Origin of the sequence: Lacticaseibacillus brantae DSM 23927, assembly GCF_001436115.1 — a bacterium.
Classification (GTDB): domain Bacteria; phylum Bacillota; class Bacilli; order Lactobacillales; family Lactobacillaceae; genus Lacticaseibacillus; species Lacticaseibacillus brantae.
Map to the genome: position 1 here is coordinate 418815 of NZ_AYZQ01000001.1, position 24351 is coordinate 443165.

Genomic DNA, 24351 nt, shown 5'->3' on the forward strand with positions numbered 1-24351 from the left:
CACAAAAAAACCGCTGGAGCCGAGGCTGTCAGCGGAATCTCTAGTGCATGCCCAGCGCCATCTTAGCGTAGCGGCTCATTCGTTCTGGGCCCCAGGCTGGGTACCAGACGAGGTGTAGTTCAACGCTGTTGATTCCATCAACAGCTAAGAGAGATTGGCGCACGTCGTGATCAAGAATATCTGATAATGGACACCCCATCGTGGTGAGCGTCATCTCAACCGTACATTGACCAGTCTCATCCAAGTCCACGCCATAGACCAAGCCGAGATTAATGATATCAACCCCAAGTTCTGGATCAATCACAGTTTCCAACGCTTTGACAATGGCTGTCCGCATTGCCTCTTGATAAGCTTCTTCAGGCATAGGCGGCCTACTTCTCGTCAGACTTCAAGACGCCAGCAACACTGTAATGTTCTGGGGCCATTTCGTTGAGCACAATGTGCACGTGTTCAGCTGGGGCGCCTGTATTTTCCACGATTGCTTTAGTGACATCTTTGACCATGTTCCGTAATTGTTCTGGGCTGCGACCGGCAACTAAATCAATATGTACAAGTGGCAAGGTAATCCCTCCTCTGGGTTGTTTTAGTTATTATAACAAAAGTTTTACTCATCCGGAGACTTTTTTGAGGCGCTCTGTTGGAGTTGTTTGCGGGCGGCTTGTTGGTCATTGGTAAGAAATTCACCCACAACATCAATCGTATTCATGATATTGATAAAAGCGCCAGGATCCACACTCAGAGTGGCTTGGGTTAGGTTGTACAATTCAAACCGAGTAATCACGACCAGCAACGTTGTATTGCTGGCGCCAGTAAAGCCACCTTTGGAGTCAACCACCGTAATGCCGCGAATTAACTCGTCTGAGATGGCCTTAATCACGTCGTCTTTATGGGTGGTGACAATCATCGCGGTAATCTTTTGGTGTGAGGTGTGAATTGTATCAACCAGCCGTGTCATACAGTAAATTGAGATGATGGTGTACATTGCACTTTCCCACTGCACAGCCAACCCAGCGGCCAAAATCACCAATAGGTTCGTTGCAAACAGTAATGTGCCGACGGAGCGGCCGGTGGTTTTTGATAAGACGAGTGAAATGATATCCATCCCGCCAGTAGAAAAGCCGTAACGCATGGCGATTCCCACGCCAATCCCAGTCAACACCCCACCGAAAATGGCATTCATCAGCGGGTTAGTCGACAAGGTTTCAACCGGTAACACCACTGCTAGGACGGAGATGCTCAGTGATGTCAGTGAAGTAAAAATGGTGAACTCGTGGCCTAACTTGAACCAGGCCAGAATGACTAAGGGTAGGTTAAAGAGCAAGATAAACCACCCTGTCGAGTCCCCGATATTAAACGAATGTTGAAGCAATAATGACATCAGCTGACTGACCCCATTGAGCCCAGCCGAGAACACCTTGGCCGGAATTAAGAAAAAGTTCAACGCAATCGCACTAAGGAGTCCCGATAAAATGGCGACGCCTATTTTTTTGACCGTGTCATTGGCTGAATAAGCGGTTAACTTCATACTCTATCCTACTTTCTTTACAGACCTCTTGGCCTCAGAAACCAGCTTACTGAACCCGGCATTAAAAAACAACCCTCGGTGGGGATTTTGAAACTTTGATTAAAATCGCTATAATGGTGAGAAACGTTTATCAGGAGGACACAAGATGCAAACACGGACCGCATGTACAAGTATTTTAATCGGCAAAAGCGCCAGTGCCGATGGTTCCATCATGATTGGCCGTAATGAAGATAGTAAAGCCGCGTGGCCGAAACATGTCGTTAAACATCCCGAAAGCTTTGACCAAGCGCAATTCAAATCGGTGGTAACGGGTCTAAGTCTAGATCTTCCAGCCCACGCGCTGGCTTATACCGCCACGCCAGAGTGGACCAAAGAATTTGGTTTGTACGAAGAAGCTGGTATTAATAGCGCTGGTGTTGCCATGAGCGCCACTGAAAGTGCCTACGCGAATAGTCGAGTATTAGGCTATGATCCTTTCGTGACAACTGGGATTATCGAAGAAGCAATGGTCACAGTGGTGTTACCTTATGTCACTTCTGCCAAAGAAGGCGTCATGCGTTTGGGACAAATTGTCACTGAATATGGCAGCGGCGAAGCCAACGGGATTTTATTTGCGGATCACGAAGAGGCTTGGTATATGGAAATTGCGACCGGCCATCATTGGGTGGCCCAACGCATTCCAGACGACAGTTACGCGGTGGTTGCCAATCAATTAGCAATCCAGACCGTTGATCCCAGCCAGTCTGATTTCTTGTTTGATGCAGATTTGTTCGACTTCGCGCAGACCCATCATCTCTGGCAGCCCGGCACCCCATTCGTCTTTCGCGAAATCTTTGGGACTAGTACGGATTTTGATCGCATCTATAATACCCCCCGGGTTTGGGACGGCCAACGACAACTCTCACCTAGCCGTGCCAGCCAACCAACCGATAATGATTTACCTTTCATTCTTCGTCCCGATAAACCCCTGCATTTAGATGATGCGACCGCCATCTTGGCCAGCCATTATCAAGAAACGCCTTATGATCCCACAGGGACTAGTGAAGCGGCGCATCGTTTCCGGCCAATTAGTCTTGCCAAAACCCAAGAAAGTCACGTCTTGCAGTTACGGCCGGACTTACCCCAAGCTATTGCTGACATTCATTGGATTGCGATGGGTGTGGCGGCAGAAAGTCAGTTTGTGCCATTCTTTGCAGGGACTACTGACACCCCGGCCGCTTATAAAACCGGAACCCTACCAGCGAAGATGGATTCAGCCTATTGGCAGTATAAGCTCGCGGGTGTCCTCATCGATGCGCATTTCAACGGCTTTAAGAAACAATTGCAAGCCGTTCAAGGCGGCGTCCATGCACAGCTGCTGGCTTTAATTGACAAGGTAGACCAGGAAAGTATTGGCCTTGACACAAAGGGGCTCGCTGACTTAGCCACAAAAGGCACACTTGAGGCAGCAGCCATTTCGGCTCAGGCTTGGCAAGCATTTACCATGGATTTGCTGACCCAGAGTACGGATCTGAGTCCACTGAATTTCAAAACCGATTTGAATTTATAAACCGAACAAAAACCAGTCGCGACGTTTGTCGAGACTGGTTTTTTTACATGAAACGGTAAGGGTCAGTCGATAATTGCGAGACCACGGCTTTGATGTGCCAGTGGTTTTGATCAGACCAATGATTCAATTGATCCGCCACCTTTTGTTTCATAATTTGTTCAATATGATGCCCCGGGTCAATGACGGGTAAATCGGCCGCCAACATATCGTGACCGGTATGATAATAGACATCACCAGTGACATAAACATCAGCGCCGGCCGCCTTGGCATCCAGGTAGAACTTGCCGCCGTCACCGCCTAGGATAGCAACGCGGGAAATTGATCGGTCCAAATCATTGGCAATGACCCGCAGTCCAGCAACATTGAATGCCGTTTTGACTTGAGCCACGAAGTCAGCGAGTGACATGGATTTTGCCAATTGGCCGATGCGACCCATCTGCGCTTCGTCACCTGTCTCAATGAATGGAACGACGTGCTCTAAGCCCAAGGCACTGGCAAGCCAATCATTCATCCCCCCTTGTGCGCGATCGAGGTTTGTATGAGCGGCATACACAGCGATGTGGTGCCGGAGCAACTCCGCGTACATCGCATTTTGGGGATTGGTTTCAACGAGGTTCTTGGCGGGTCGAAACATCGCGGGATGATGCGCAAAGATCATTTCAGCACCACGGGCAATGGCCTCTTCAACCACTTCTGGACGCACATCAAGCGTGGTTAGAATCGTATTAACCTCTTGGTTAGGATCACCAAGTTGCCAACCGATTGGATCGCCAGGGACAGCTAAACTCTGGGGGGCAAAGGTTTCAAACTGATTCACAATGGTTTGGGCTCTCATGCTAATTCCGCCTCGATTAATTTCAGGAGATTTTCTTGTTCACGAATTTTTGTAAATGGCACTAAGTTAGCATCCGACAAACCGGCCAGAATCGCTTCAGTTTTTTCACCGCGAATCTTCAATTGTTCAATGAAGAGCGGCGACTTCTGTTTGCGGAGAATTGGGCCAAATTGCAAGTCGGCATCGGTATAAGGAACTTCTGGTTTGGTTCGGCCAGCGACAACAATTTCATAGACATGACCGTCTTCCTCAAGGATGGCTTCATCGACAATCCCAAATTCATGCTGATTCAACCATTGCCGGACTTCAAACACATCCCGGTTTGGGCCGAGAATGAGTGTTTCGGTGCCGTCAAGGTAATCAAGGCCAGCATCTAAGATATCATTAATCAATTGGCCCCCCATTCCGGCGATAATCACGGCCGAAACCGCATCTTCAGGTTTGATTCCAGTTAGGCCATCCGCCAGCCGGACATCGATTTTATCGCTCAGACCAGCGGCTTCAATATTGGCTTTAGCAATCTTTACTGGGCCCTCACCGACATCACTGGCGATGGCAAAATCAATCGTGCCATTCTCAACAAGATGAATTGGGACATAGGCATGATCGGTGCCTATATCTGCTACGCGGTCACCTTCGGTCACAAATTGGCTAATTGCAGTTAAACGTTTGGATAAATGAAAGTTTTGCATACTGGACTCCTTATTGCGTCATTGCCATCATTATAGCAATTTTTAGCCGTAAAGCCCACGGGCGAACTGCTTAAAGTCGGATTTTGCCCACAAAAAAACCGAATCGCCACAGCGACTCGGTTATCAATGACTATTCTAAGAAATCTTTGAGTTGCTTAGAGCGACTCGGGTGCCGCAACTTCCGCAACGCTTTGGCTTCAATTTGCCGAATTCGTTCGCGGGTGACGCCAAAGACCTTGCCGACTTCTTCAAGCGTCCGGGTACGACCATCATCAAGACCGAACCGCAAGCGCAAGACGTTTTCTTCGCGGTCTGTCAGCGTATCCAGCACACTTTCCAATTGCTCTTTCAGCAATTCGTAAGACGCGTGGTCTTCAGGACTAGTGGCATCTTGGTCTTCAATGAAGTCGCCTAAATGTGAGTCGTCCTCTTCCCCAATTGGTGTTTCCAAGGAAACGGGTTCTTGGGCAATCTTGAGAATTTCACGGACCTTGTCAGTTGGCATGTCCATTTCCGCCCCAATTTCTTCAGGTGTTGGTTCGCGACCTAAATCCTGAAGTAATTGCCGTTGAATTCGGATCAGCTTGTTAATGGTTTCAACCATATGCACAGGAATCCGAATGGTCCGCGCTTGGTCAGCAATCGCACGGGTAATTGCCTGACGAATCCACCAGGTGGCGTACGTTGAGAACTTGAACCCTTTACGGTAATCAAACTTTTCAACGGCCTTCATCAAGCCCATGTTCCCTTCTTGAATCAAATCAAGAAATTGCATCCCCCGACCAACATAACGCTTCGCGATGGAAACAACCAACCGTAAGTTGGCTTCGGCAAGCCGTTGCTTGGCTTCTTGGTCGCCTTGTTCAATCTTTAAAGCCAAAGCGACTTCTTCGTCGGCAGTTAACAAAGGCACACGGCCAATTTCTTTCAGATACATCCGCACAGGGTCACTAATCTTAACCCCTGATGGTGCAGACATGTCCTTTAATTCTTTCTTGGAAACAGCCTTTTCTTTTGCCAGACTGACTTCGGCTGGATCGCCGTTTTCGTCGACAATTGAAATCCCATTATCTTCTAGTTGCTGCATCAGTTCGTCAATGGCTTCACTCTTAAGAGCAAAGGGCTTAACGAGCTTATCGGCTAAATCATCATTGGTGATTTGCTTATCAGCCTTATATTCTTTAATGACTGCTTTAACAGCAGTAGCATACTTATCTTCGGTTTTGGTTGTTTTTGCCATTGTGTTTCCTCCCTTAACCTTTTTAGGCCTTTAGTTGACGTAATAGGCCAAAATATTGTTGCGACAGGCTTCTCATTGCTTCCTGATCGTTAAGTTGTTGTGCTTGAGCGAGCTGAGTCTTTAGACTTTGAAGCTGCTGTCGCAATGGTACTGTACCCAGTAAGGCGAGGAGGTCATCAATCACCTCGTCAGACATTGGGGCAAGATTTTGCATGGAGACATCCGCGAGCAAGTTGGCCTGATCAGGTTCAAGTGTGTCCGAGAATGTCGCAATGTCGGGCTGATGGTTAGCAGCAAGATACTGCAACCAAGCATTAAACAGGTCCTGATAACGCGCGTCTGGGAAAACAAAATTGTTATTGACGAGCCGCGCTTGGACCAATTCGTCATGCAAGACAAATGCGAGTAACTCGCGTTGCGCCCTTTGGTAACGGTCAAACTTTACCTGAGGCGTCGCCATATGCACGGATGTCTGGACGACTGCTTGCGGGCGCGGTAACTGTTGGGCTAAAGTCTGTTCATTAATGCCAGTATCTTTGGCGATTTGCTGCAGATACACGGCTCGTTCCACGGGTTGCCGCAATTTGGCCACAGTGGCTAAACTCGCCTTAATATAGGTTAATTTCGCCTCATCGTTGGTCAAATCCTGACCTTGTTTCAAGAAAAACAATTTGAAGGCTGTTGGCGTGAGCCGTTTCTGGACTTGCGCTTTAAACGCTTCAGCACCCGAGGCTTTAATGAACTCATCTGGATCTTGGCCATTGGGCAAAACGACAACCCCACTTGCTAAGCGATTCTGCTCGCCCAGAATATCAACAGCCCGGTTAGCCGCAGCCAATCCTGGCGCATCGCCGTCATAACAGACCGTTAACTGATGAGTACGTTTCGCCAATAGCTGTAACTGCTCATTGGTTAAGCTGGTTCCCATTGAAGCAATCCCATTCTTAATCCCTGCTTGATATGCGGAGATGACGTCCATAAACCCTTCAAACAAGAGCGCGCCGTCAGCAAGTTTGAACTGACTTTTGGCTAGATCAAGGTTGAACAACAAGTCACGTTTGTTAAAGACCGTTGTTTCCGGGCTATTGAGATACTTCGCTTGCTGATCCGCCTTTTGTAAGACCCGACCAGAGAAGCCGACAACAGCGCCAACCTCATTTTTCAGCGGAAACATAATCCGATCGACAAACCGGTCAAACAGTTCCCCATCCTGATTCTCAACGAACAAGCCTGTTTCGCGTTGGACTTGATAGTCAATTTTGCGATTATCTAAGAAGGCTTTGACCAACTTATTGTCCGCTGGGGCATAGCCCAGTTCAAATGTGGCAATCGTTTCTTGACTCAAGCCACGTTCGGTCAAGTAAGCCAAGGCCGCCTCACCCGTCTTGGTATTCACCAAGATGTGGTGATACAAATCCTTAACATCATTCAAAATAGTCTTTTGCTGAGTGACTTCGGGGGCATCTTGCACGGTCTGGGTAACTTGAACGTCGAGCGGAATGTTGGCAAACGCTGCGACTTTAGCCACAGCTTCAGGAAAGCTAACATTCTCCAAGTCCATCACGAACTTATACACGTTGCCGCCGCGGCCGCACGAGAAACAATGAAAAATCTGTTTTGATTCGGACACCGAAAACGACGGCGTCTTCTCTTCGTGAAACGGACAGAGCCCAAAAAGATTCTGGCCCGCCTTGTGTAACTGCACAACCTGTCCAATGTAATCTGCAATGTTCACCGTCTTAAGAATCTGGTCAACAGTTGCTTCGGGAATCATGGCCATCCGCATCACATCCTTTGCACGGTCAAGCGGTAAAAAGTCGCACCCCCAATGGAAATGCGACTTCGTTGTCTAATTCACTGCGTAAAGATACAAAATACATTATAGCGCGGATTGGCCAGCGTTGCAAGTTACTTAACGATGAGCGCTGTCACGTCGCCAAATTGATGGATTAAGCTTGCCAAATGCGTTAATTGAATCAGGCGATTTTCACGAACCTTTTCATCATCAGCCATCACCATAGTTGCGGTGAAGTATTCAGTAATCACCGGTTCCAAAGCTGCTAGGCGTTTGTAGTTGGCGTCGCTGACCTGTTGATCGAAATCAGCACTCACCTTTTCAACGGCCGCTTGGAGTTTGCCTTCGCTGTCGTTATCAAACAACCGCGGATCAACCATGCCATTGGTCGGTTCCTTATCGCTAATGCGAACGACCCGCCCCCAAGCCTCAATCACAGCCTTGAAGTCTGGATCGTTTAAATGCTGGCTTAAAATGTCAGCGCCATCAATCATGGCAGAAATATCAGCAGTTGGCATCGCAATGACAGTATCAATCACGTCGTGGCGAATCTTTTCTTGTTGCAAATATTGTTTGACGCGATCACGCATGAAGTCAGTTAATGCTTCAGCGTGGACGCGATAGTCGAGCTTGCCAACTTGGTTCTGTTCAACTAAGGCATCGGCAATCACGCGCTGCATTTCAGGAATGCTAAAGCGCCAGTGCTTGGCCGCAATCATCCGTACAATCCCAAATGCTTGCCGGCGCAAGGCATAGGGGTCATTACTCCCACTTGGAATGAGATCAACGGCAAAGAAACTCATCAAGGTATCGAGTTTATCGGCAATGGCGAGAATTGTCCCAATATCACTTTGCGGTAATTCACCATCGGCGCTAATTGGTTCGTAGTGTTCCGCAATCGCCTGCGCAACGGCAGGACTTTCACCAGCAAGGGTGGCATATTGTTGTCCCATAATTCCTTGCAATTCAGGGAATTCACCGACCATATTCGTCACTAAGTCGAATTTATAAATTTCAGCCGCACGATTGAGTTCGTCGCGGGCTTGGCCATCAAGGCCAGCTTGAACTGCTAAAAGATGGGCAATGGTTTGTACTCGAGCCATCTTCTCATGCATGGACCCAATCTTGTCATGGAAACTAACCGTTCGCAAGCGGTCAACATAATCGTCAATGGTCTTCTTTTGGTCTTCAGCGTAGAAGAATGCAGCATCCTCAAGCCGAGCTGTCAACACCTTCTCGTTACCAGCGACGACATTGTCCAAGTGGTCCTCATTCCCATTCCGCACGCCGATGAAGGCGTTGACCATCTTGCCCTCGCTGTTTCGCGCGTAGAAGTAGCGTTGATTATCCTTCATCGAAGTAATTAAAACTGCTTCAGGAATATCTAGATACTTGACGTCAAAGGTTCCAAAGAACGCAGTTGGGAATTCAACTAGATTGGTCACTTCTTCCAGTAAATCTGGATCTAAGTCGACCGTCCAATGCTGTTGGGCTGCCAAGGCGTTAATCTGGTCGCCAATAATATCTTTACGACGGCGTGGGTCAACGACGACCATCTGTTCAGCCAATTGTGATTGGTAATCAGTCGCGTGTTGTAAGTCAACTGCGTGACCGAGGAAACGATGACCTTGGGTGGTCCGACCGGCTTTGACATCTAGGATTTGCATTGGAATTACTTGGTCATCGAGTAAACTCACAATCCAGTGAATAGGCCGAATATATTCCAAACTATTGGCACCCCAGTGCATCCGGGTTGGGAATGTCAGACCTGTTACCACATCCACCAGGCCAGGCAAAATGTCTGCGGCTGGTTTGCCAGCAATGGCTTTATGTAAATAAACGTACTCAACGCCCTTTATTTCTTTAAAAGTGATATCGTCAACGCTCATGCCTTGCCCTTTGGTAAAACCAATGGCTGCCTTGCTCCAATTGCCTTCTGCATCCTGGGCAATCTTCTTAGCGGGGCCTTTCACATCTTCTTCAATATCAGCTTGTTTATCAGCCAAGCCTTCTACCATTAAAGCCAAACGGCGCGGTGTGGCGTAACTGACAATCTTACCGAAGTCCAGGTGGTTATCGGTTAAGAAAGTGGCTGTTTTGTCGGCGAATTGTTTCAAGCTCGGAGTGACAACATGCGCTGGCATATCTTCCAAGCCAATTTCAATTAAATACGTCTGCGTCATTATTTTGCCTCCTCAGATTCATTTTGGTGGGTTAACAGTGGGAAGCCAAGCTTTTCACGCTCTTCCACGAAGGACCGCGCTACCTTGTGAGCCATCTTTCGAATTCGACTTAAGTACCCGGCACGTTCTGTCACTGAAACAGCACCACGGGCATCAAGTAAGTTAAAGGTGTGACTTGACTTCAAAATATAATCATAGGCTGGGTGAACAAGGCCAAGATCCATCAGGCGCCAGGCTTCCTTCTCGTAGGCATCAAACATGTTTAATAGCATGCCTTGGTCGGATTCTTCAAATGAATACTTACTGTGTTCGAATTCGGGTTCTTTGAAGATGTCACCGTACAAGACCCCATCGCCCCATTCTAAATCAAAGACATTGTTTACATCTTGAATGTATGAGGCGAGGCGTTCCACCCCATAAGTAATTTCGCTGGTCACTGGACTAACTTCAAGTCCACCGACCACTTGGAAGTAGGTAAACTGTGTAACTTCCATGCCATCTAACCAAACTTCCCAACCGACACCGGCACAACCCATGGATGGGTTCTCCCAGTTATCCTCAACGAAACGAATATCATGTTCGAGCGGTTCAATGCCGAGCGCACGCAATGAGTCTAAGTAATATTCTTGAATTTCTTTAGGAGAAGGCTTCATCACCACTTGGAATTGGTGGTGTTGATACAACCGGTTTGGGTTCTCCCCGTAACGACCGTCGGCTGGCCGGCGAGAAGGTTCAACATAAGCCGCGTTCCATGGTTCTGGACCGATTGCCCGCAAGAAAGTATATGGGCTCATCGTGCCGGCCCCTTTTTCAGTATCATAGGCTTGCATCAACATACAGCCTTTGTCTGCCCAGAAATTTTGCAAGGTTTGAATCATTGTTTGCACATTCATTTTCTTATCCATGCTGACCTCTTTCTTGGTAATAAAAAAACCCTATGCCAAATGAATTGGCATAGGGACGCATTATGCGCGGTTCCACCCTACTTCAAGTCGAAAACGACTTGCACTTTGAGTAAACTGGCTCGAAAACGCCAATCGTGCCGAACGCTACCAGGCTCACACGCTCCCTGGCTCGCTGTAATTGTCTGACAGGACCCTTTTTCTCATCACCGATTTAATTTACAAGTAGTATAGCAAAAACCTGTTCACTTGTCACACCACACCCAGTTATTCTTGCGGTCCAAAGCCTGGATCCTTCTTCATCTGATCCAAAAAGCGTTTGGCTTTTGGTGTGACGCCGACCATATTGTCGTACATTCGATCAATTGCAACTTGCATTTCAAGCTTCGTGGCCGCCTTAAGATCGATTTGATTGACCTGATCAAGTTTGATAGCGCTAAATAGCCGCAACCAATAGATACTGCGAGCACTCAGATGATAGCGGTGATCATCGAGATGCCAATGCTGCTGACAGAGCACCCCACCGTATCGTTCAGAAAAATCAAACGGCAGATCGGTGCGATGACAAATCACACAGTCACGCCAGTGAGGTTCAACACCAAAAGCATGCAAGAGTTGAATTTCACTGATATTGGTGACCACCTGCGGATCTTGACCGCCATCAATCAAGGTGAGACTCTGCTGGGCTTTATCAAACCATGGGCCTAGTAACTCGCCTTCCGGAAAGGCCAAGTCAATCAACGCCAAGATATAGCTGGCATAGGCATTTAGCATGATGTCTTGGCTAATATTCTGGTATTGTCGGGCTTCTTTAACAGCACTGATAAATGACAAACCAGGCCGGCGAATGTCGCCAACGTAAATGCCCAAGGTGAATGGCAGAATACCGGCGGCAAAACGAAAGCCTGGCTTGCGAGCCCGATTCAGCAAGAATGTGAGCTTTCCGAATTGATCCGTGAGCATTTTGACAAGTAAATCTGATTCCCGATAGCTTTGACGCGAAATTACTAGTCCAGTAAAGTCTGCAATTTCGCGGGCCATTAGCGCAAATCCTTCTGATTATAACCGAGACTACGCAAATACTGATTATTATCACGCCAGTTCTTCTGGACGCGGACCCACAGTTGCAAATTCACCTTGTCGCCGAGTAAGTTTTCGATATCACGGCGGGCTTTAATTCCGATTTGTTTCAACATCGCGCCGCCCTTGCCGATAATGATCCCCTTTTGGCTGTCTCGCTCGACAATAATGTAGGCTTCGATCTGGAGTTTACCGGCTTCGCGATTCTTCATCGACTCAACCATAACCGCCACGGAATGTGGCACTTCGTCACGGGTTAATTCAAGAATTTTCTCGCGAATCAATTCACCGACAACGAAATATTCAGGATGATCGGTCAATTGATCTTCAGGATAATACTGCGGGCCAACGGGCAAGCCAGCTTCCAAGGTTTGCAGCAATTCATCGACATTATTGCCCATTGTTGCTGAAATTGGAAAGACCCCTGCAAAATCGTGGAGGCCTTGGTACTGCGCAATCCGAGGCAATAAATCGTCTGGATGAACCAAATCAATCTTGTTCAGAATCAAGTAAACCGGCTGGGTCACATGCTCCAACTGGTGCAGGATATATTGATCCCCGGGGCCCATCTTTTCATCGGCTGCGACCATGAATAAGACCGCATCCACCTGATTCAACGTGGACAGGGCGGCTTGATCCATGTAGTTGTCAAGCTCATTTTTGGGCTTGTGAATTCCCGGCGTATCAACGAAGACAATCTGAACATCGTCAGTCGTGTAAATCCCGTTAATTTTGTTACGAGTTGTTTGGGCCTTAGGTGACATAATGGCAATTTTCTCGCCTAAAATCCGGTTCATAAAGGTGGACTTGCCCACATTGGGGCGACCAATAATCGCCACAAAACCTGAATGGTGTTCGCTCATGCGTTCAAATCTCCCTTCGTAAAGGCCCCTGGCAAGATTGCTGCCACTGTTGTCACTTCGACAGCACCCTGGCGATTTGCCAAGGTGACAGATGCGGATGGGGCCATAAATTCTGTCATGACCTGACGGCACGCGCCACAGGGTGAAATTGGCCCTGTCGTGTCGCCAACGACGGTTATAGTGTCGATTTGTTGGTGGCCGGCTAAAACCGCCGCAAAAATGGCATTCCGTTCAGCGCACATCGATAAGCCAAAAGAGGCATTCTCGATGTTTGCGCCGATAAACTGCTCGTCGCCCACGGTCACAACGGCGCCGACTGGAAAATGTGAATATGGGACATAGGCTTTCGATTGGGCCGAAACAGCCGCTTGGATTAATGTTGCTTGATCAGTCATTGAGGAATCCTCCCAGAAAATCGATTAATTTTGGTCCGAAGACATAGACGCCGGCGAGAATGGCGACTAGACCAGCCAACACCACTGCACCGGCACTCATGTCTTTAATCTTTTTGGCCCGCACATCAAATTGATGGCCAATGATAAAATCCACCACATTTTCAATAATGGTATTCCATAATTCGCTCAAGAAAACCAGCAAGATGGACAAGGCAATGACAAACCAGTCAAACCAACTAATTTGAAAAGCCACGCCCGCAACAATCACTAAAGCAGACAAGACGAACTCCCGCCGAAAATTGCCTTCTTCCATGAAAAAGACACGCAGTCCAGCCAATGCATGTTGGAGCGACTGGCAGAAGTGCCGATTCTTATGGGTTTGTTTATCGTTTGAGGCCATACGCAGATAGAATTTTTTCTTGCAGCGGAATCATCACCGCTTCGTCTTCGGCTTGAATGTGATCATACCCATTCAGATGCAAGATGCCATGGACAACAGTGTAGCCAAGTTCACGCTGAAAGCTGTGGCCGAAATCGTCAGCCTGCAAGGCTACTTTAGCTGGGTCGATGAACAAATCGCCAATATTGCGAGGGACATCTTCAAAGCCAATGAGGGTTTCATCGCCCTCTTCAATCGCAAAGCTGATGACGTCAGTCACTCGATCAGTGTTGCGATATTCCCGGTTAATCCGTTGAATCTCATCATCATCAACGATGGTGATTGACATCTCCGTGTCGTCAGGCAATTCAAGCTCTTTGCCCGCAAAGGCCACTAGATCTTTGACTAGCTGAGTGTCCTCCTCACCTAACAAGTGATCATCGTCAAAAAATTCTAAATCCATATAATCCCCCTACGCGTTTTGGCCATAAGCATCAATAATTCGAGCAACCACCGGATTCCGGACAACGTCTTGGGCAGAGAATTCAGTGAACTCGATTCCCTTGACATGTTGCAGAATCTTCTGGGCTTGAATTAAGCCACTCTTAGCATTATTCGGTAAATCGATTTGGGTGATATCCCCATTAACAATCATCTTTGAACCAAAGCCCAATCGGGTCAAGAACATCTTCATCTGCGCTTGTGTGGTGTTCTGTGCTTCATCCAAGATGGCAAAAGCGTTCTCTAACGTCCGGCCCCGCATGTAGGCGAGCGGGGCGATTTCAATGACGCCGCGATCCATCAAGCGATCGGTGTGCTCTTTACCCAAGACTGCATAGAGCGCGTCGTAGACAGGACGCAGGTAAGGATCAACTTTTTCCTTGAGGTCACCCGGTAAGAAACCGAGATTCTCGCCGGCTTCAACGGCTGGACGCGTCAGAATGATTCGGTCGACCACGCCTTCTTTGAGCGCTGAAACAGCCATGACCACAGCCAGGTAGGTTTTCCCCGTCCCCGCAGGTCCAATCCCAAAAGTGATGTCATTATGGCGGATGGCATTAATATATTGGCGTTGGCCAAAGTTCTTGACGCGAACAGCTTGCCCCTTGGCATCTTTAATTAAGGTTTCAGTATACAGGTCGCCAAAATACTCAAGCGTGCCTTTTTGGGCCATTTTAACGGCACTGACCACGTCTTGAGGCGCCAGACGGATGCCTTGCCCAAGTAATTGCAACATTTGTTGGAGTAAGTTATACGTTAAATTAACTGCACCTTCGCTACCGGAAATTCGCATCTCCTGACCAAACGGCGCAATTGTGACACCGAGGCCATCTTCAATGAGCTTTAAGTTCTCATCGTTGATACCGGCAAGTGTGAGAGCAGTATCTGTATCAATGGTATGAAAGGTCTTCTCAAATAGTGTGTCTGCCAAACAGGCGACCTCCTAGTTTTTTAATGCCCTTATTCTATCACAGTTTCTGAGCAAACAAAAAAGCCGGCTTTCACCGGCTTTTCGTTAACCTAATTTCGCTTTTACAAGCCGATTCACCATGGCGCCATCAGCACGACCCTTGACCTGAGGCATTAAAGCCTTCATAACGGTCCCAAAGTCGCTCTTGCCGCTGGCATGCGTGGATTGAATCACTTGATCGATGAGTGCTGATACTTCGGCTTCATCCATTTGTGCGGGCAGAAACTGCTCGATAAATGTGATTTCTGCTGCCGTACCTGCGACGAGATCGTCTCGGCCGCCCTTCTTAAACTCCGCAACACTTTCTTTGCGTTGCTTAAGTTGGGTTGCCAAGACACTCTTTTCCTCATCACTCGTCAAGTCGTGGCCGACTTTGATCTGTTCGTTGACAATCGCTGATTTCAGCGAGCGCACAACAGTTAAAGTGGCCTTGTCCTTGGCAATCATCGCTGCTTTCATCTGAGCATTGAGCTCATCAAGTAACGCCATTATTCACCAAGTCCTTTGATTAAAACTTCTTCCGCTTACGAGCTGCTTCTGATTTGAGCTTGCGCTTAACGCTAGGCTTTTCGTAGAATTCACGCTTGCGGTATTCTGCTAAGGTACCTGACTTAGATACGGTGCGCTTAAAGCGCCGAAGAGCATCATCGAGAGATTCGTTTTTCTTAACGACTGTCTTTGCCATTTGATATCCCTCCCTCCGACACTGTGTAACCACTGACCGTAACTGTCAACAGTTCTTGAATATTATATCGAACTGTGAAAAGCTCGTCAATTAAGTTTTGAAAAAAGTCTTGAATTCTCGCGTTTTTAGGTCTCGTTGAGTATGGTATGATTAAAGCGTTACCAATAAGAAAACGAGGTGGCTCCTATGGCCGATGAACTTAAACTGTTTCTCATTTCTGATTCAATTGGTGAAACCAGTTTAAAGCTGGCACAAGCTGTGGCAGCGCAATTTCCTGATTTGACTGCCCAATATGTCCGGTTTCCCTTTGTGAACACAGAGAAGAAACTAATTGAAATTTTTGACCAAGCCAAAGCCGAGGACGGCATTGTAGTCCATACCCTAGCAACGCCAGGACTGGGCAAATTGGCCAATAGTTATGGTAAAGAAGTCGGCGTGCCAACTTTTGATGTCTTTACGCCAATTGTCAGTGCAATTCAAACAAAATTTCAACTTGAACCAACTGGTGTGGCAGGCGCCATCCATGACCTAAACGAGAAGTATTTTGACCGGATCTCGGCTATGGAGTTTGCGGTGCTTTATGATGACGGCAAAGATCCGAAAGGCTTTCTGGAAGCTGATATTGTGTTGTTAGGCGTGTCGCGGACCAGCAAGACCCCGTTGTCTCTGTTCCTAGCCAACCGCAACTTGAAAGTGGCGAACTTGCCATTGGTTCCAAATGCCCATATTCCAGAAGAAATCTATCAAATTGATTCAAACAAAATCGTCGGGCTAACCACTGATCCTTCAGTGCTGATGGAATTTCGCCGCCAGCGGATGTTGGCTTATGGCCTCAATCCAGACACGACGTACTCGGCCAGAGAACAAGTCACCCAAGAGCTTGAGTTCGCCGATGATTTGTATGCCAAACTCGGTTGTATCGTGATTAATACCGCCCATCGCTCTATTGAAGAGACAGCGACAATTATCCTCGATCATATGGGATTGGACGGCTTCCAAGAAGAGAAGAAATAACCTGTAACGCCCCTATGAACTTCTTTGTTCACAGGGGCGTTATTTTAGTTACTCGCTGTCAGCCAAAGCTTTCAGGGCTTCGGGCTGAAATGTTTGTGATTGCAACCATGCAATCTCTAGGCCATACGGGGCATGTTGATGCTGCTTATCGGGCCCCACGAACGGTGTTTCAAGGATTTTGGGAATATTATGTAGTGCTGGATGATGGGCAATCTGATTCAATACGTCAAATCCTAGCGTACCAAATCCGATATTCTGATGGCGATCCTTGTGGCTACCTTGCGGATTCTTAGAATCATTGAGATGTACCACCGCTAATTTGTCCAAGCCAATAACGTGATCGAAGTCATTCAAAATACCATCAAAATCTGTTGCAACAGGATAGCCTGCGTCATTGAGATGGCAGGTGTCGATTGTAATGGCTACTTTGTCATTATGGGTCACGCCATCCAGAATCTTGGCGAGTTGCTCAAATGAAGTCCCCACCTCAGTACCCTTCCCCGCCATTGTTTCTAGCGCAATGAGCACCTGCTGATCAGGCTGAATGATTTCATTGAGGCCCTTGATAATATTAGCCAAAGCAGCCTCCGCACCGGCGCCGACATGGGCGCCCGGATGAAATGGCATTGCATACGCATGAAGCGCATCCGCCCGGGCGACTTCTGCTTGCATGAAACGAATCGCAAAGTCAAAGTTCTCAAGCTTAATCGTATTCCCAAGATTGATGATGTATGGCGCATGAATCACGAGATCCGATAGGCCATCCGCTTTCATTGCAGCCAAGCCTTCAGGAATCTTCATTGCTTCAATGGGTTTACGGCGCGTATTCTGCGGCGCCCCAGTGTAAAACTGCAACGTGTTGGCTCCGTAACTGACGGCTTGAGCAACCGCCCCCTCAAACATGGCACTGCCTGACATACTCACATTGGCACCCAGTAACATCGACTCACTCCCTAATCGGATTTTGGTTCGTAGAAACGGCCCAGAATTTTGACTGATTCTGTAATCGAAACAAAGGCATACGGATCACTGCGTTTCATGGCTTGGTCTAAGTCATACATTTCTGCGCGTGAAATGACGGTGAACAAGATAGTCATTTCCTTGTGCTTAAAAGCTCCTTCTGCATCGTGCACAATCGTAATGCCCCGCCGCAAAGTATCTTGGATTTCATTAATCACGTGCTTGGGCTTGTCAGTTACAATCATCACTTGCAAGCGCTGTTGACTGGTATAAAGCGAGTCCATTACTTTCCCATTAATGAAAATCGCCAAGGCCGAATAAAGGGCGTGTGGCCAATCGTTAACGAAGCCAGCAAAGAAGATAATTAAGATATTAAAGGCTATATTAATCGTGCCCACACTGCGACCGGTCTTTTTGCGCAAGACGATACCGAGAATGTCCAGGCCCCCAGTCGAAATATTATTCCGGAGCGCAAAGCCCGTGCCCAGACCGTTAGTGACGGCCCCAAAGATGGCACAGACAATTGGATCTTTGGTCAGAGGGGTTAAATTCCCCAGCAGCCGAATCATAATTGTCGATAAAACGACCGCGAGAATTGTGAACAAGGTGAACCGATGACCGATTTTTCGCCAAGCGACGAAGAATAATGGCACGTTTAACAGGAATAACATAGTCCCGGTTGAAAAAATTTGCGCCGTTGAAACGGCCCCCCACGGGCTGGCAAAGGAGAAATCAAACCAGCGGCGAATGATGGATGCCACTAACTGCGCAGCCCCCGTGATGCCGCTGGCAAAGACGCCACCTGGTTCCCAAAACATATTCAAAGCAATGGCAACACTGAGACTGTAAAACAGTGCAGCCGTGATTCGACTCCAATTCTGGTGTCGCCGAATCAATCGATCGATATTTAACATAGCCAGACCCTCTCGTTATTAGTGCACTTAGTATAACATAGCCGCGTACACAAAAAAGAGCCAGGTAGCAGGTTTTACCCGCCGTCCTGGCTCAACAATTGTTATTGATCTTCCCAATGCTGCTTCAGGAATTGCTCCCGACCGCCACGTTCTTCCATGGCAAACCGCAATGGATCTTTTTTATAGAAATCCTGATGATAATCTTCGGCTGGATAGAATGGTTGGGCAGGCTCAATCGTGGTGACAATTGGCTCTTTGAACCGGCCACTATCAGCAAGCGCCTGCTTGGAGGCTTCAGCGGCTTCTTTTTGGGCGTCTGAGTTGTAGTAAATCACTGGTCGATAGTTATCGCCGCGATCTTGGAACTGACCCATTGCATCAGTCGGATCGGTTTGTTGCCAATAAATATTGACCAAGTCTGGATACGAAACAACTTCTGGGTCAAAAACAATTTCGACCGCTTCAGTATGGCCCGTGGTATGGCTAACAACCTGTTCGTACGTCGGATTAGCCACGTGACCACCGGTATATCCAGAGATAACCTGTTTGATTCCAGGATAGGTGTCGAAAGGTTTCACCATGCACCAGAAACAGCCACCAGCAAAAATTGCAGTTTCTTCTGCCATACTTAGTCCTCCTTAGAAAACAAATCGCGATATTGCCCATAACCAGCAGCTTCTAATTCACTGACTGGAATAAACTTGAGTGCTGCGGAATTAATGCAGTACCGTAAGCCGCCTGCTTCAAGCGGACCATCATTAAAGACATGCCCAAGATGAGAGTTGGCTTCCTTGCTGCGGACTTCGACCCGTTCCATGCCAAAACTCTTATCGCGATGTTCGGCGAGTTTTTGAATTGGCTTTGTGAACGCAGGCCAGCCACAGCCGGCATCATATTTATCCGCGGATGAGAAGAGTGGTTCCCCGCTGACAACATCGACATAAATTCCTGGCTCGTAAAAATCATCATACTGTCCTGTGAATGGCCGTTCAGTCGCAGCTTCTTGTGTGACAGCATATTGTTCGGGCGTTAAACGTTGACGGAGTTCTTTTGGATCGTTTGTCATTTTCCTCACCTCGTCTTCATTATAACCAAAACAATTCAATTGCCAACAACTTAATTGTTTTCGCGTTCTTCGACTAAGGCTTCATCCTCCGGCCGGACTTCGATACCAAGGTCGACCAACTGGGTGTCAGCCACTGGTGTTGGCGCATTCGTCATCGGTTCGCTGGCCTTACTATTCTTAGGAAAGGCAATGACATCCCGAATGTTGTCCTTGCCTGATAACAGCATTGCTAACCGATCGAGACCAATCGCTAAACCGCCATGAGGTGGGAACCCATAATCAAGGGCGTCCAGCAAGAAGCCAAACGCTTTTTGGGCCCGCTCGGGGGTGAAATCAAGTGCTTTAAGCATCTTTTCTTGGATTTCACGAGTGTGGATACGAATTGATCCGCCTCCAATTTCATAACCATTGAGGACGATGTCATAACTTTGGGCGTGGGCCGCATGCGGATCCGTATCCAATAGATGCACATCTTCTTCATTAGGCATGGTAAATGGGTGATGGGCAGGCACCCAACGCTCGATACCTTCGTCGTATTCAAATAAAGGCCAGTTGACAATCCAAACAAAATTAAAGGCACTTTCGTCAATCAGGCCAAGGTCGGCGCCAAAATGCGTCCGTAAATAGCCGAGACTAGCTGCAACAACACTTGGTTTGTCAGCCACAAACAGCAGTAAGTCACCCGCATTGGCACTAAGATGTTGGGTCAGCGCTTCCCCGTCGCCAAAGAACTTCGCGATTGGACCGTTAATCCCCTCATCCGTTACTTTAAGCCAGGCTAAGCCTTTAGCACCGAAACGTTTGATGTAATCCTGTTGCTCATCAATCTTCTTGCGCGAGTACGCATCGGCACCGCCAGGAACCACAATCGCCTTGACTTGGCCGCCATTAGCGACGGCGCCAGCGAATACTTTAAAGTCTGAATCGGCAACTAAGGCTGAAACATCTTGGATTTCCATCCCGAAACGTAAATCAGGCTTGTCTGAACCGAACCGGTCCATCGCGTCTTGCCATTCCATGCGTGCGAATGGGCGCGGAACATCAATCCCTTTGACATCGTGCATAATTTTGACCAGTAAGCCTTCGGTCAAGTCCTGGATTTCTTCAGCACTGAGAAAACTTGTTTCCATATCAATCTGAGTGAATTCTGGTTGCCGGTCGCCCCGCAAGTCTTCATCTCGGAAACACCGAGCTATTTGATAGTACCGATCGAACCCGGCTCCCATCAATAATTGTTTAAATAATTGTGGCGATTGGGGTAAGGCGTAGAAACTCCCTGGATAGACCCGAGAAGGCACGAGATAGTCCCGGGCTCCTTCTGGGGTGCTGGCCGTTAAAGTTGGGGTTTCGACATCAATGAAACCATTGTCATCAAAGAAGCGGTGCGTACTTTGCATAATCTTTGCGCGGGTAAACAAGGCTTGTTGCATTTCAGGCCGCCGCAAATCAAGGTAACGATATTTCAGCTTGGTATCCTCTGAAACCGCGACCCCATCTTCAATATAAAATGGTGGTGTCTTAGCCTTATTTAAAATGGTTAATGTCTGCACTTCAACTTCGATGGCACCGGTTTTCATTTGGTCATTGACTGCCTCTGGTTTACGCGCTTTTACGACCCCGGTGGCTTCAATCACATATTCAGCCCGCAACGTATCAGCAACGGCTAAAGCATCAGCCCCGAATTCATTAGAGAAAACCAGCTGGACAATCCCTGCCCGGTCGCGTAAGTCGATAAAAATTAAGTTCCCCAAACTGCGGCGCTTTTGGACCCAACCTTTCAGGGTGACTGTCTGTTCTAATTCGGCGGTGGTCACATCGCCGGCATACATTGTTCGTTTCATTATTATTTAGCCTCCACTAACTCTTGATAAATCTGACTGAAATCATTCATCAGCCGATCAAAACCAATTGCTTGTTGGTCTCCCGTACTCATCTGCTTCACTTGGGCAGCTTTCTGGGCCAGTTCACTCTCACCTAAGGTAATCACAAGCTGGGCATTTTCCTTATTCGCTGTCTTAAATTGTGCCTTGGCTTTGCGATTCATAAAGTCCAAGTCCACGCCATATCCTGCAGCCCGAATAGCCGTAGCCAATTGCATGGCAACAACCTGAGCACTTTCGTCAATGGTCACAATATAAACAGGGAGCGCCGGTTGTGTGGTTTGAGCCGAGAGCAGGAGCAACAGCCGCTCAACACCCATCCCGAAGCCAAAGCCTGGCGTTTGTGGGCCGCCTAGTTCTTCTACTAACCCGTTATAGCGGCCACCAGCCAGAATCGTTGTGTAGCCCCCGCCAAAAACGGGTGCATTGCTCATCACTTCGAAAATCGTGTGGTTGTAATAGTCCAGGCCCCGGACCATGGTTGGATCGATTTCAAATTGAATATCCAATGCAATCAATAAGCGTTGCACTTGTTCAAAGTGCGCCTTAGCCTCTGGCGTTAGAAAATCTAAAATTTTGGGCGCGTTGGCGACAATTTCTTGATCATGACGATCTTTACTATCAAGTACGCGTAATGGATTCTTATGTAAGCGAACTTTAGAGTCTTCAGATAATTCAGATTCAAACGGTGTCAGATAGTCGATTAAGGCCTGATGATAAGCTGCTCGACTCTCGGGATCCCCAAGGGTATTGATGACGAATTTTACATCGTTGACACCAAGGTTGCTGAGAAGCTGACGGGCCATGGCAATGGTCTCAGCGTCGATAGCGGGCGAATCTGACCCGAAGGCTTCAACCCCAATTTGGTGGAACTGCCGTTGGCGGCCAGATTGTGGCCGTTCGTAGCGGAACATTGGCCCCATATAATAAACTTTGTAAGGCTTAGCATGCTCTGGGCCGTACAATTTGTTTTCGACGTAGGCCCGAACCACCCCAGCAGTGCCTTCTGGCCGCAAAGCCATCATTCGGTGACCTTTATCTTCAAAATTGTACATTTCCTTGGTCACGATATCGCTGGTGTCCCCTGCGGAACGTGAGAATACATCGTAACTTTCAAAAATTGGCGTCCGAATTTCTTGATACTGATAAGTATTGAACACTTCGCGTGCTGTTGCTTCAACGTGTTGCCACAATCCACTCTGGTCCGGCAAAATATCAATAGTGCCTTTTGGTCGTTGATAAGCCATTTTATTTCCTCCTTGTCCAGACAAAAACACCCCTCGTCATTGACGAAGGGTGCTGAGCACGGTACCACCTTACAGTTTTACTTACCGATAACGGTGGTTGACCGAATTGCCTCAGAAGTGTCTTTTTGATCGGTCTCAGCTTTCAGCAATACTGAGTCTCTGTGTGATTGATCTATCCTGCTTCTTCATGGGCTCTGGAATTATTTACAGTAAGAATACGGGTTTTTACCGACGTTGTCAATGTGAGCCTAGCGTGATTGCGTCCCCAAAAGCTTAAAATTTCTGGTCAAACGACTAAAATCACTGCGATTGCTCAGAAGTTTGCTATAATGATGGTATTCTAATCGAGGATTGATATCGGATGAAATTTAGACAACTTAAGAAATGGCCCTTAGCAATTATTCTAGCTTTTGTTTTTGCGGTTGGCATTACTTCAACGACCGTGTTAGCCAATAATCAATCATTAACCGTGAAAGCTGACGTTTTAAACGTCCGACTGGGACCAGGGTTGAATTATTCAACGATGGGTCAAGTCAGTCGAGGCACAGTCTTAACCGTCACTGATCAGCGTAACGCTTGGTATCAGGTACGCCTGGCTGGTAACCGCATTGGTTGGGTCGCCAGTTGGTTAGTTGACCAGAACATGGCTTCCACAACCAAAGCCAAAGTTGCCACGGTCAATCAACCAGGCGTCATCTATCAATATGCGACGCAAGACAGTACCCAATTGGGCCAACTGAATAACGGCACCGACGTGAATGTCGTCTATCAACAAGGCGAATGGACGCAGATTAGCTATCAGAATACGGTCGCCTGGGTACTCACGAAGGTGTTAAATGTCACCGATCAAACGACGACTTTGACCCCTGCTAGCCAAACCAAGTACCAAACACCTGCGGCGGCTAAGCAAACCGGGATTACCGTTGTGACTACCATGGCCAGCAACATTCGCCAAGCGGCAGGAATCAACGCGCCAGTGGTCGTCCGGGTCCCTAACGCGACTAAACTGAATGTGATTTCGCAAAGCGATGATTGGTACAAGGTCCAAACTAGTGATGGCAAGATTGGTTATGTGGCTAGTTGGGTCGTTTCCTCGACTGCCTCTTCCAAGCAGACCAAAGCCGCAACCAATCTCGCTGAAGCCACCATCGTTTTAGATCCCGGCCACGGTGGGACAGATGTTGGCGCACTTTCTACCAGTGGCAAGTACGAAAAAACTTATACGCTTGAAACCGCGCGGGCGATTGCGGCTCAGTTGAAAGCTGCTGGTGCAAACGTGATTATGACGCGCGATAGTGACAAGTTTGTCGATCTCGCCCCGCGTCCTGTGGTTGCCAACAACGCACACGCTGACGCATTTATCAGCATCCACTTCGACTCCAGTCCGGACACTAACTCTGCTACTGGCTTCACAACTTATTACTATTCTGATAAGAAGGATTTGTCGTTGGCCAAGGCCGTTAACAGTTCCTTTAGCAACTTGTCACTGGATAACCGTGGCGTTGCCTTTGGGGATTTCGAAGTGTTGCGCGAAAATCAACAACCATCCATTCTGATGGAAATGGGTTATATCAATACCGACAGTGATTTTAAACAAATCTCATCCAGCAGTTATCAAGATAAGATTGCCAGTGATGTCACCAAGGGCTTGACCCAATACTTTAAAGCCAAATAAA

26 protein-coding genes are annotated in these 24351 nt (G+C 47.8%); 3 read left to right on the forward strand and 23 right to left on the reverse strand.

From position 1 onward, the window contains the following. Window positions 1–40 precede the first annotated feature (40 nt). Genes FC34_RS01990 through FC34_RS02000 form a run of 3 tightly spaced genes read right to left on the reverse strand, consistent with a single transcriptional unit; the run spans window position 41 to window position 1525 of the window. On the reverse strand, window positions 41–364 hold the full coding sequence (locus FC34_RS01990) for a metal-sulfur cluster assembly factor (RefSeq protein WP_057893708.1): 324 nt from the start codon (window positions 362–364) through the stop codon (window positions 41–43). A 7-nt stretch (window positions 365–371) separates the two neighbouring features. After that, window positions 372–560, reverse strand: a complete 189-nt coding sequence (locus FC34_RS01995) for a 2-hydroxymuconate tautomerase (RefSeq protein WP_057893709.1) — start codon at window positions 558–560, stop codon at window positions 372–374. A 44-nt stretch (window positions 561–604) separates the two neighbouring features. Further along, window positions 605–1525 carry a YitT family protein gene (locus FC34_RS02000; RefSeq protein ID WP_057893710.1) on the reverse strand — a complete coding sequence of 307 codons (921 nt, stop codon included), beginning with the start codon at window positions 1523–1525 and terminating at the stop codon, window positions 605–607. 145 nt (window positions 1526–1670) lie between these two features. Here FC34_RS02000 and FC34_RS02005 point away from each other — a divergent pair, with 145 nt between their 5' ends. After that, a complete protein-coding gene (locus tag FC34_RS02005) occupies window positions 1671–3074 on the forward strand; it encodes a C69 family dipeptidase (protein ID WP_057893711.1) in 1404 nt (467 codons plus the stop codon). Window positions 3075–3117: 43 nt separating this feature from the next. Here FC34_RS02005 and FC34_RS02010 read toward each other — a convergent pair whose 3' ends face one another. The 14 genes from FC34_RS02010 to rpsU all read right to left on the reverse strand — a co-directional run bounded on the left by FC34_RS02010 (window position 3118) and on the right by rpsU (window position 15594). After that, a complete protein-coding gene (locus FC34_RS02010) occupies window positions 3118–3909 on the reverse strand; it encodes a Nif3-like dinuclear metal center hexameric protein (RefSeq protein ID WP_057893712.1) in 792 nt (263 codons plus the stop codon). Continuing rightward, the gene (locus FC34_RS02015; protein WP_057893713.1) at window positions 3906–4601 is read right to left on the reverse strand and encodes a tRNA (adenine(22)-N(1))-methyltransferase; all 696 of its coding nucleotides are present in this window, start codon (window positions 4599–4601) and stop codon (window positions 3906–3908) included. The genes FC34_RS02010 and FC34_RS02015 overlap by 4 nt, the downstream gene beginning before the upstream one ends. 130 nt (window positions 4602–4731) lie before the next feature. After that, window positions 4732–5841: an RNA polymerase sigma factor RpoD gene (gene rpoD, locus FC34_RS02020; protein ID WP_057893714.1), complete on the reverse strand. Its 1110-nt coding sequence runs from the start codon at window positions 5839–5841 to the stop codon at window positions 4732–4734. A gap of 22 nt (window positions 5842–5863) precedes the next feature. Then, window positions 5864–7615, reverse strand: coding sequence for a DNA primase (gene dnaG, locus FC34_RS02025; RefSeq protein WP_057894132.1), 1752 nt, complete (start codon window positions 7613–7615; stop codon window positions 5864–5866). Between the two features lie 134 nt (window positions 7616–7749). Beyond that, on the reverse strand, window positions 7750–9819 hold the full coding sequence (gene glyS / locus FC34_RS02030; protein WP_057893715.1) for a glycine--tRNA ligase subunit beta: 2070 nt from the start codon (window positions 9817–9819) through the stop codon (window positions 7750–7752). Further along, a complete protein-coding gene (glyQ, locus tag FC34_RS02035; RefSeq protein WP_057893716.1) occupies window positions 9819–10724 on the reverse strand; it encodes a glycine--tRNA ligase subunit alpha in 906 nt (301 codons plus the stop codon). The genes glyS and glyQ overlap by 1 nt, the downstream gene beginning before the upstream one ends. Before the next feature lie 264 nt (window positions 10725–10988). After that, window positions 10989–11762, reverse strand: coding sequence for a DNA repair protein RecO (gene recO / locus FC34_RS02040; protein ID WP_057893717.1), 774 nt, complete (start codon window positions 11760–11762; stop codon window positions 10989–10991). Next, window positions 11762–12664, reverse strand: a complete 903-nt coding sequence (gene era / locus FC34_RS02045) for a GTPase Era (RefSeq protein ID WP_057893718.1) — start codon at window positions 12662–12664, stop codon at window positions 11762–11764. Before era ends, recO begins: the two co-directional genes overlap by 1 nt. Beyond that, complete coding sequence (locus tag FC34_RS02050) at window positions 12661–13059, reverse strand: cytidine deaminase (RefSeq protein WP_057893719.1); 399 nt, start codon at window positions 13057–13059, stop codon at window positions 12661–12663. Before FC34_RS02050 ends, era begins: the two co-directional genes overlap by 4 nt. After that, window positions 13052–13459, reverse strand: a complete 408-nt coding sequence (locus FC34_RS02055; protein WP_057893720.1) for a diacylglycerol kinase — start codon at window positions 13457–13459, stop codon at window positions 13052–13054. The genes FC34_RS02050 and FC34_RS02055 overlap by 8 nt, the downstream gene beginning before the upstream one ends. Continuing rightward, window positions 13443–13901: an rRNA maturation RNase YbeY gene (gene ybeY, locus FC34_RS02060; RefSeq protein WP_057893721.1), complete on the reverse strand. Its 459-nt coding sequence runs from the start codon at window positions 13899–13901 to the stop codon at window positions 13443–13445. The genes FC34_RS02055 and ybeY overlap by 17 nt, the downstream gene beginning before the upstream one ends. Before the next feature lie 9 nt (window positions 13902–13910). Beyond that, window positions 13911–14870 (reverse strand): PhoH family protein, encoded by a 960-nt coding sequence (locus tag FC34_RS02065; RefSeq protein WP_057893722.1) that lies wholly within the window; start codon window positions 14868–14870, stop codon window positions 13911–13913. An 84-nt stretch (window positions 14871–14954) separates the two neighbouring features. Continuing rightward, a complete protein-coding gene (locus FC34_RS02070; RefSeq protein ID WP_057893723.1) occupies window positions 14955–15398 on the reverse strand; it encodes a GatB/YqeY domain-containing protein in 444 nt (147 codons plus the stop codon). Window positions 15399–15417: 19 nt separating this feature from the next. After that, window positions 15418–15594 (reverse strand): 30S ribosomal protein S21, encoded by a 177-nt coding sequence (gene rpsU / locus FC34_RS02075; RefSeq protein ID WP_054661478.1) that lies wholly within the window; start codon window positions 15592–15594, stop codon window positions 15418–15420. Between the two features lie 186 nt (window positions 15595–15780). Between rpsU and FC34_RS02080 the strand changes: the two genes are divergently transcribed. After that, window positions 15781–16608, forward strand: coding sequence for a pyruvate, water dikinase regulatory protein (locus FC34_RS02080; protein ID WP_057893724.1), 828 nt, complete (start codon window positions 15781–15783; stop codon window positions 16606–16608). A 48-nt stretch (window positions 16609–16656) separates the two neighbouring features. On the opposite strand, the gene FC34_RS02085 is transcribed toward FC34_RS02080, so the two are convergent. From FC34_RS02085 to hisS, 6 genes are all read right to left on the reverse strand, one after another. Next, complete coding sequence (locus tag FC34_RS02085; protein ID WP_057893725.1) at window positions 16657–17550, reverse strand: deoxyribonuclease IV; 894 nt, start codon at window positions 17548–17550, stop codon at window positions 16657–16659. 11 nt (window positions 17551–17561) lie between these two features. Then, a complete protein-coding gene (locus FC34_RS02090; RefSeq protein ID WP_057893726.1) occupies window positions 17562–18482 on the reverse strand; it encodes a YitT family protein in 921 nt (306 codons plus the stop codon). A 101-nt stretch (window positions 18483–18583) separates the two neighbouring features. Further along, window positions 18584–19108: a peptide-methionine (S)-S-oxide reductase MsrA gene (gene msrA, locus FC34_RS02095; protein ID WP_057893727.1), complete on the reverse strand. Its 525-nt coding sequence runs from the start codon at window positions 19106–19108 to the stop codon at window positions 18584–18586. 2 nt (window positions 19109–19110) lie between these two features. Further along, window positions 19111–19548, reverse strand: a complete 438-nt coding sequence (msrB, locus tag FC34_RS02100; RefSeq protein ID WP_057893728.1) for a peptide-methionine (R)-S-oxide reductase MsrB — start codon at window positions 19546–19548, stop codon at window positions 19111–19113. 50 nt (window positions 19549–19598) lie between these two features. Beyond that, window positions 19599–21392, reverse strand: a complete 1794-nt coding sequence (aspS, locus tag FC34_RS02105; RefSeq protein ID WP_083479202.1) for an aspartate--tRNA ligase — start codon at window positions 21390–21392, stop codon at window positions 19599–19601. After that, window positions 21392–22675 carry a histidine--tRNA ligase gene (gene hisS / locus FC34_RS02110; RefSeq protein ID WP_057893730.1) on the reverse strand — a complete coding sequence of 428 codons (1284 nt, stop codon included), beginning with the start codon at window positions 22673–22675 and terminating at the stop codon, window positions 21392–21394. The genes aspS and hisS overlap by 1 nt, the downstream gene beginning before the upstream one ends. A 361-nt stretch (window positions 22676–23036) precedes the next feature. Between hisS and FC34_RS02115 the strand changes: the two genes are divergently transcribed. Further along, window positions 23037–24350: an N-acetylmuramoyl-L-alanine amidase family protein gene (locus tag FC34_RS02115; protein ID WP_057893731.1), complete on the forward strand. Its 1314-nt coding sequence runs from the start codon at window positions 23037–23039 to the stop codon at window positions 24348–24350. The last annotated feature ends 1 nt before the right edge of the window (window position 24351 follow it).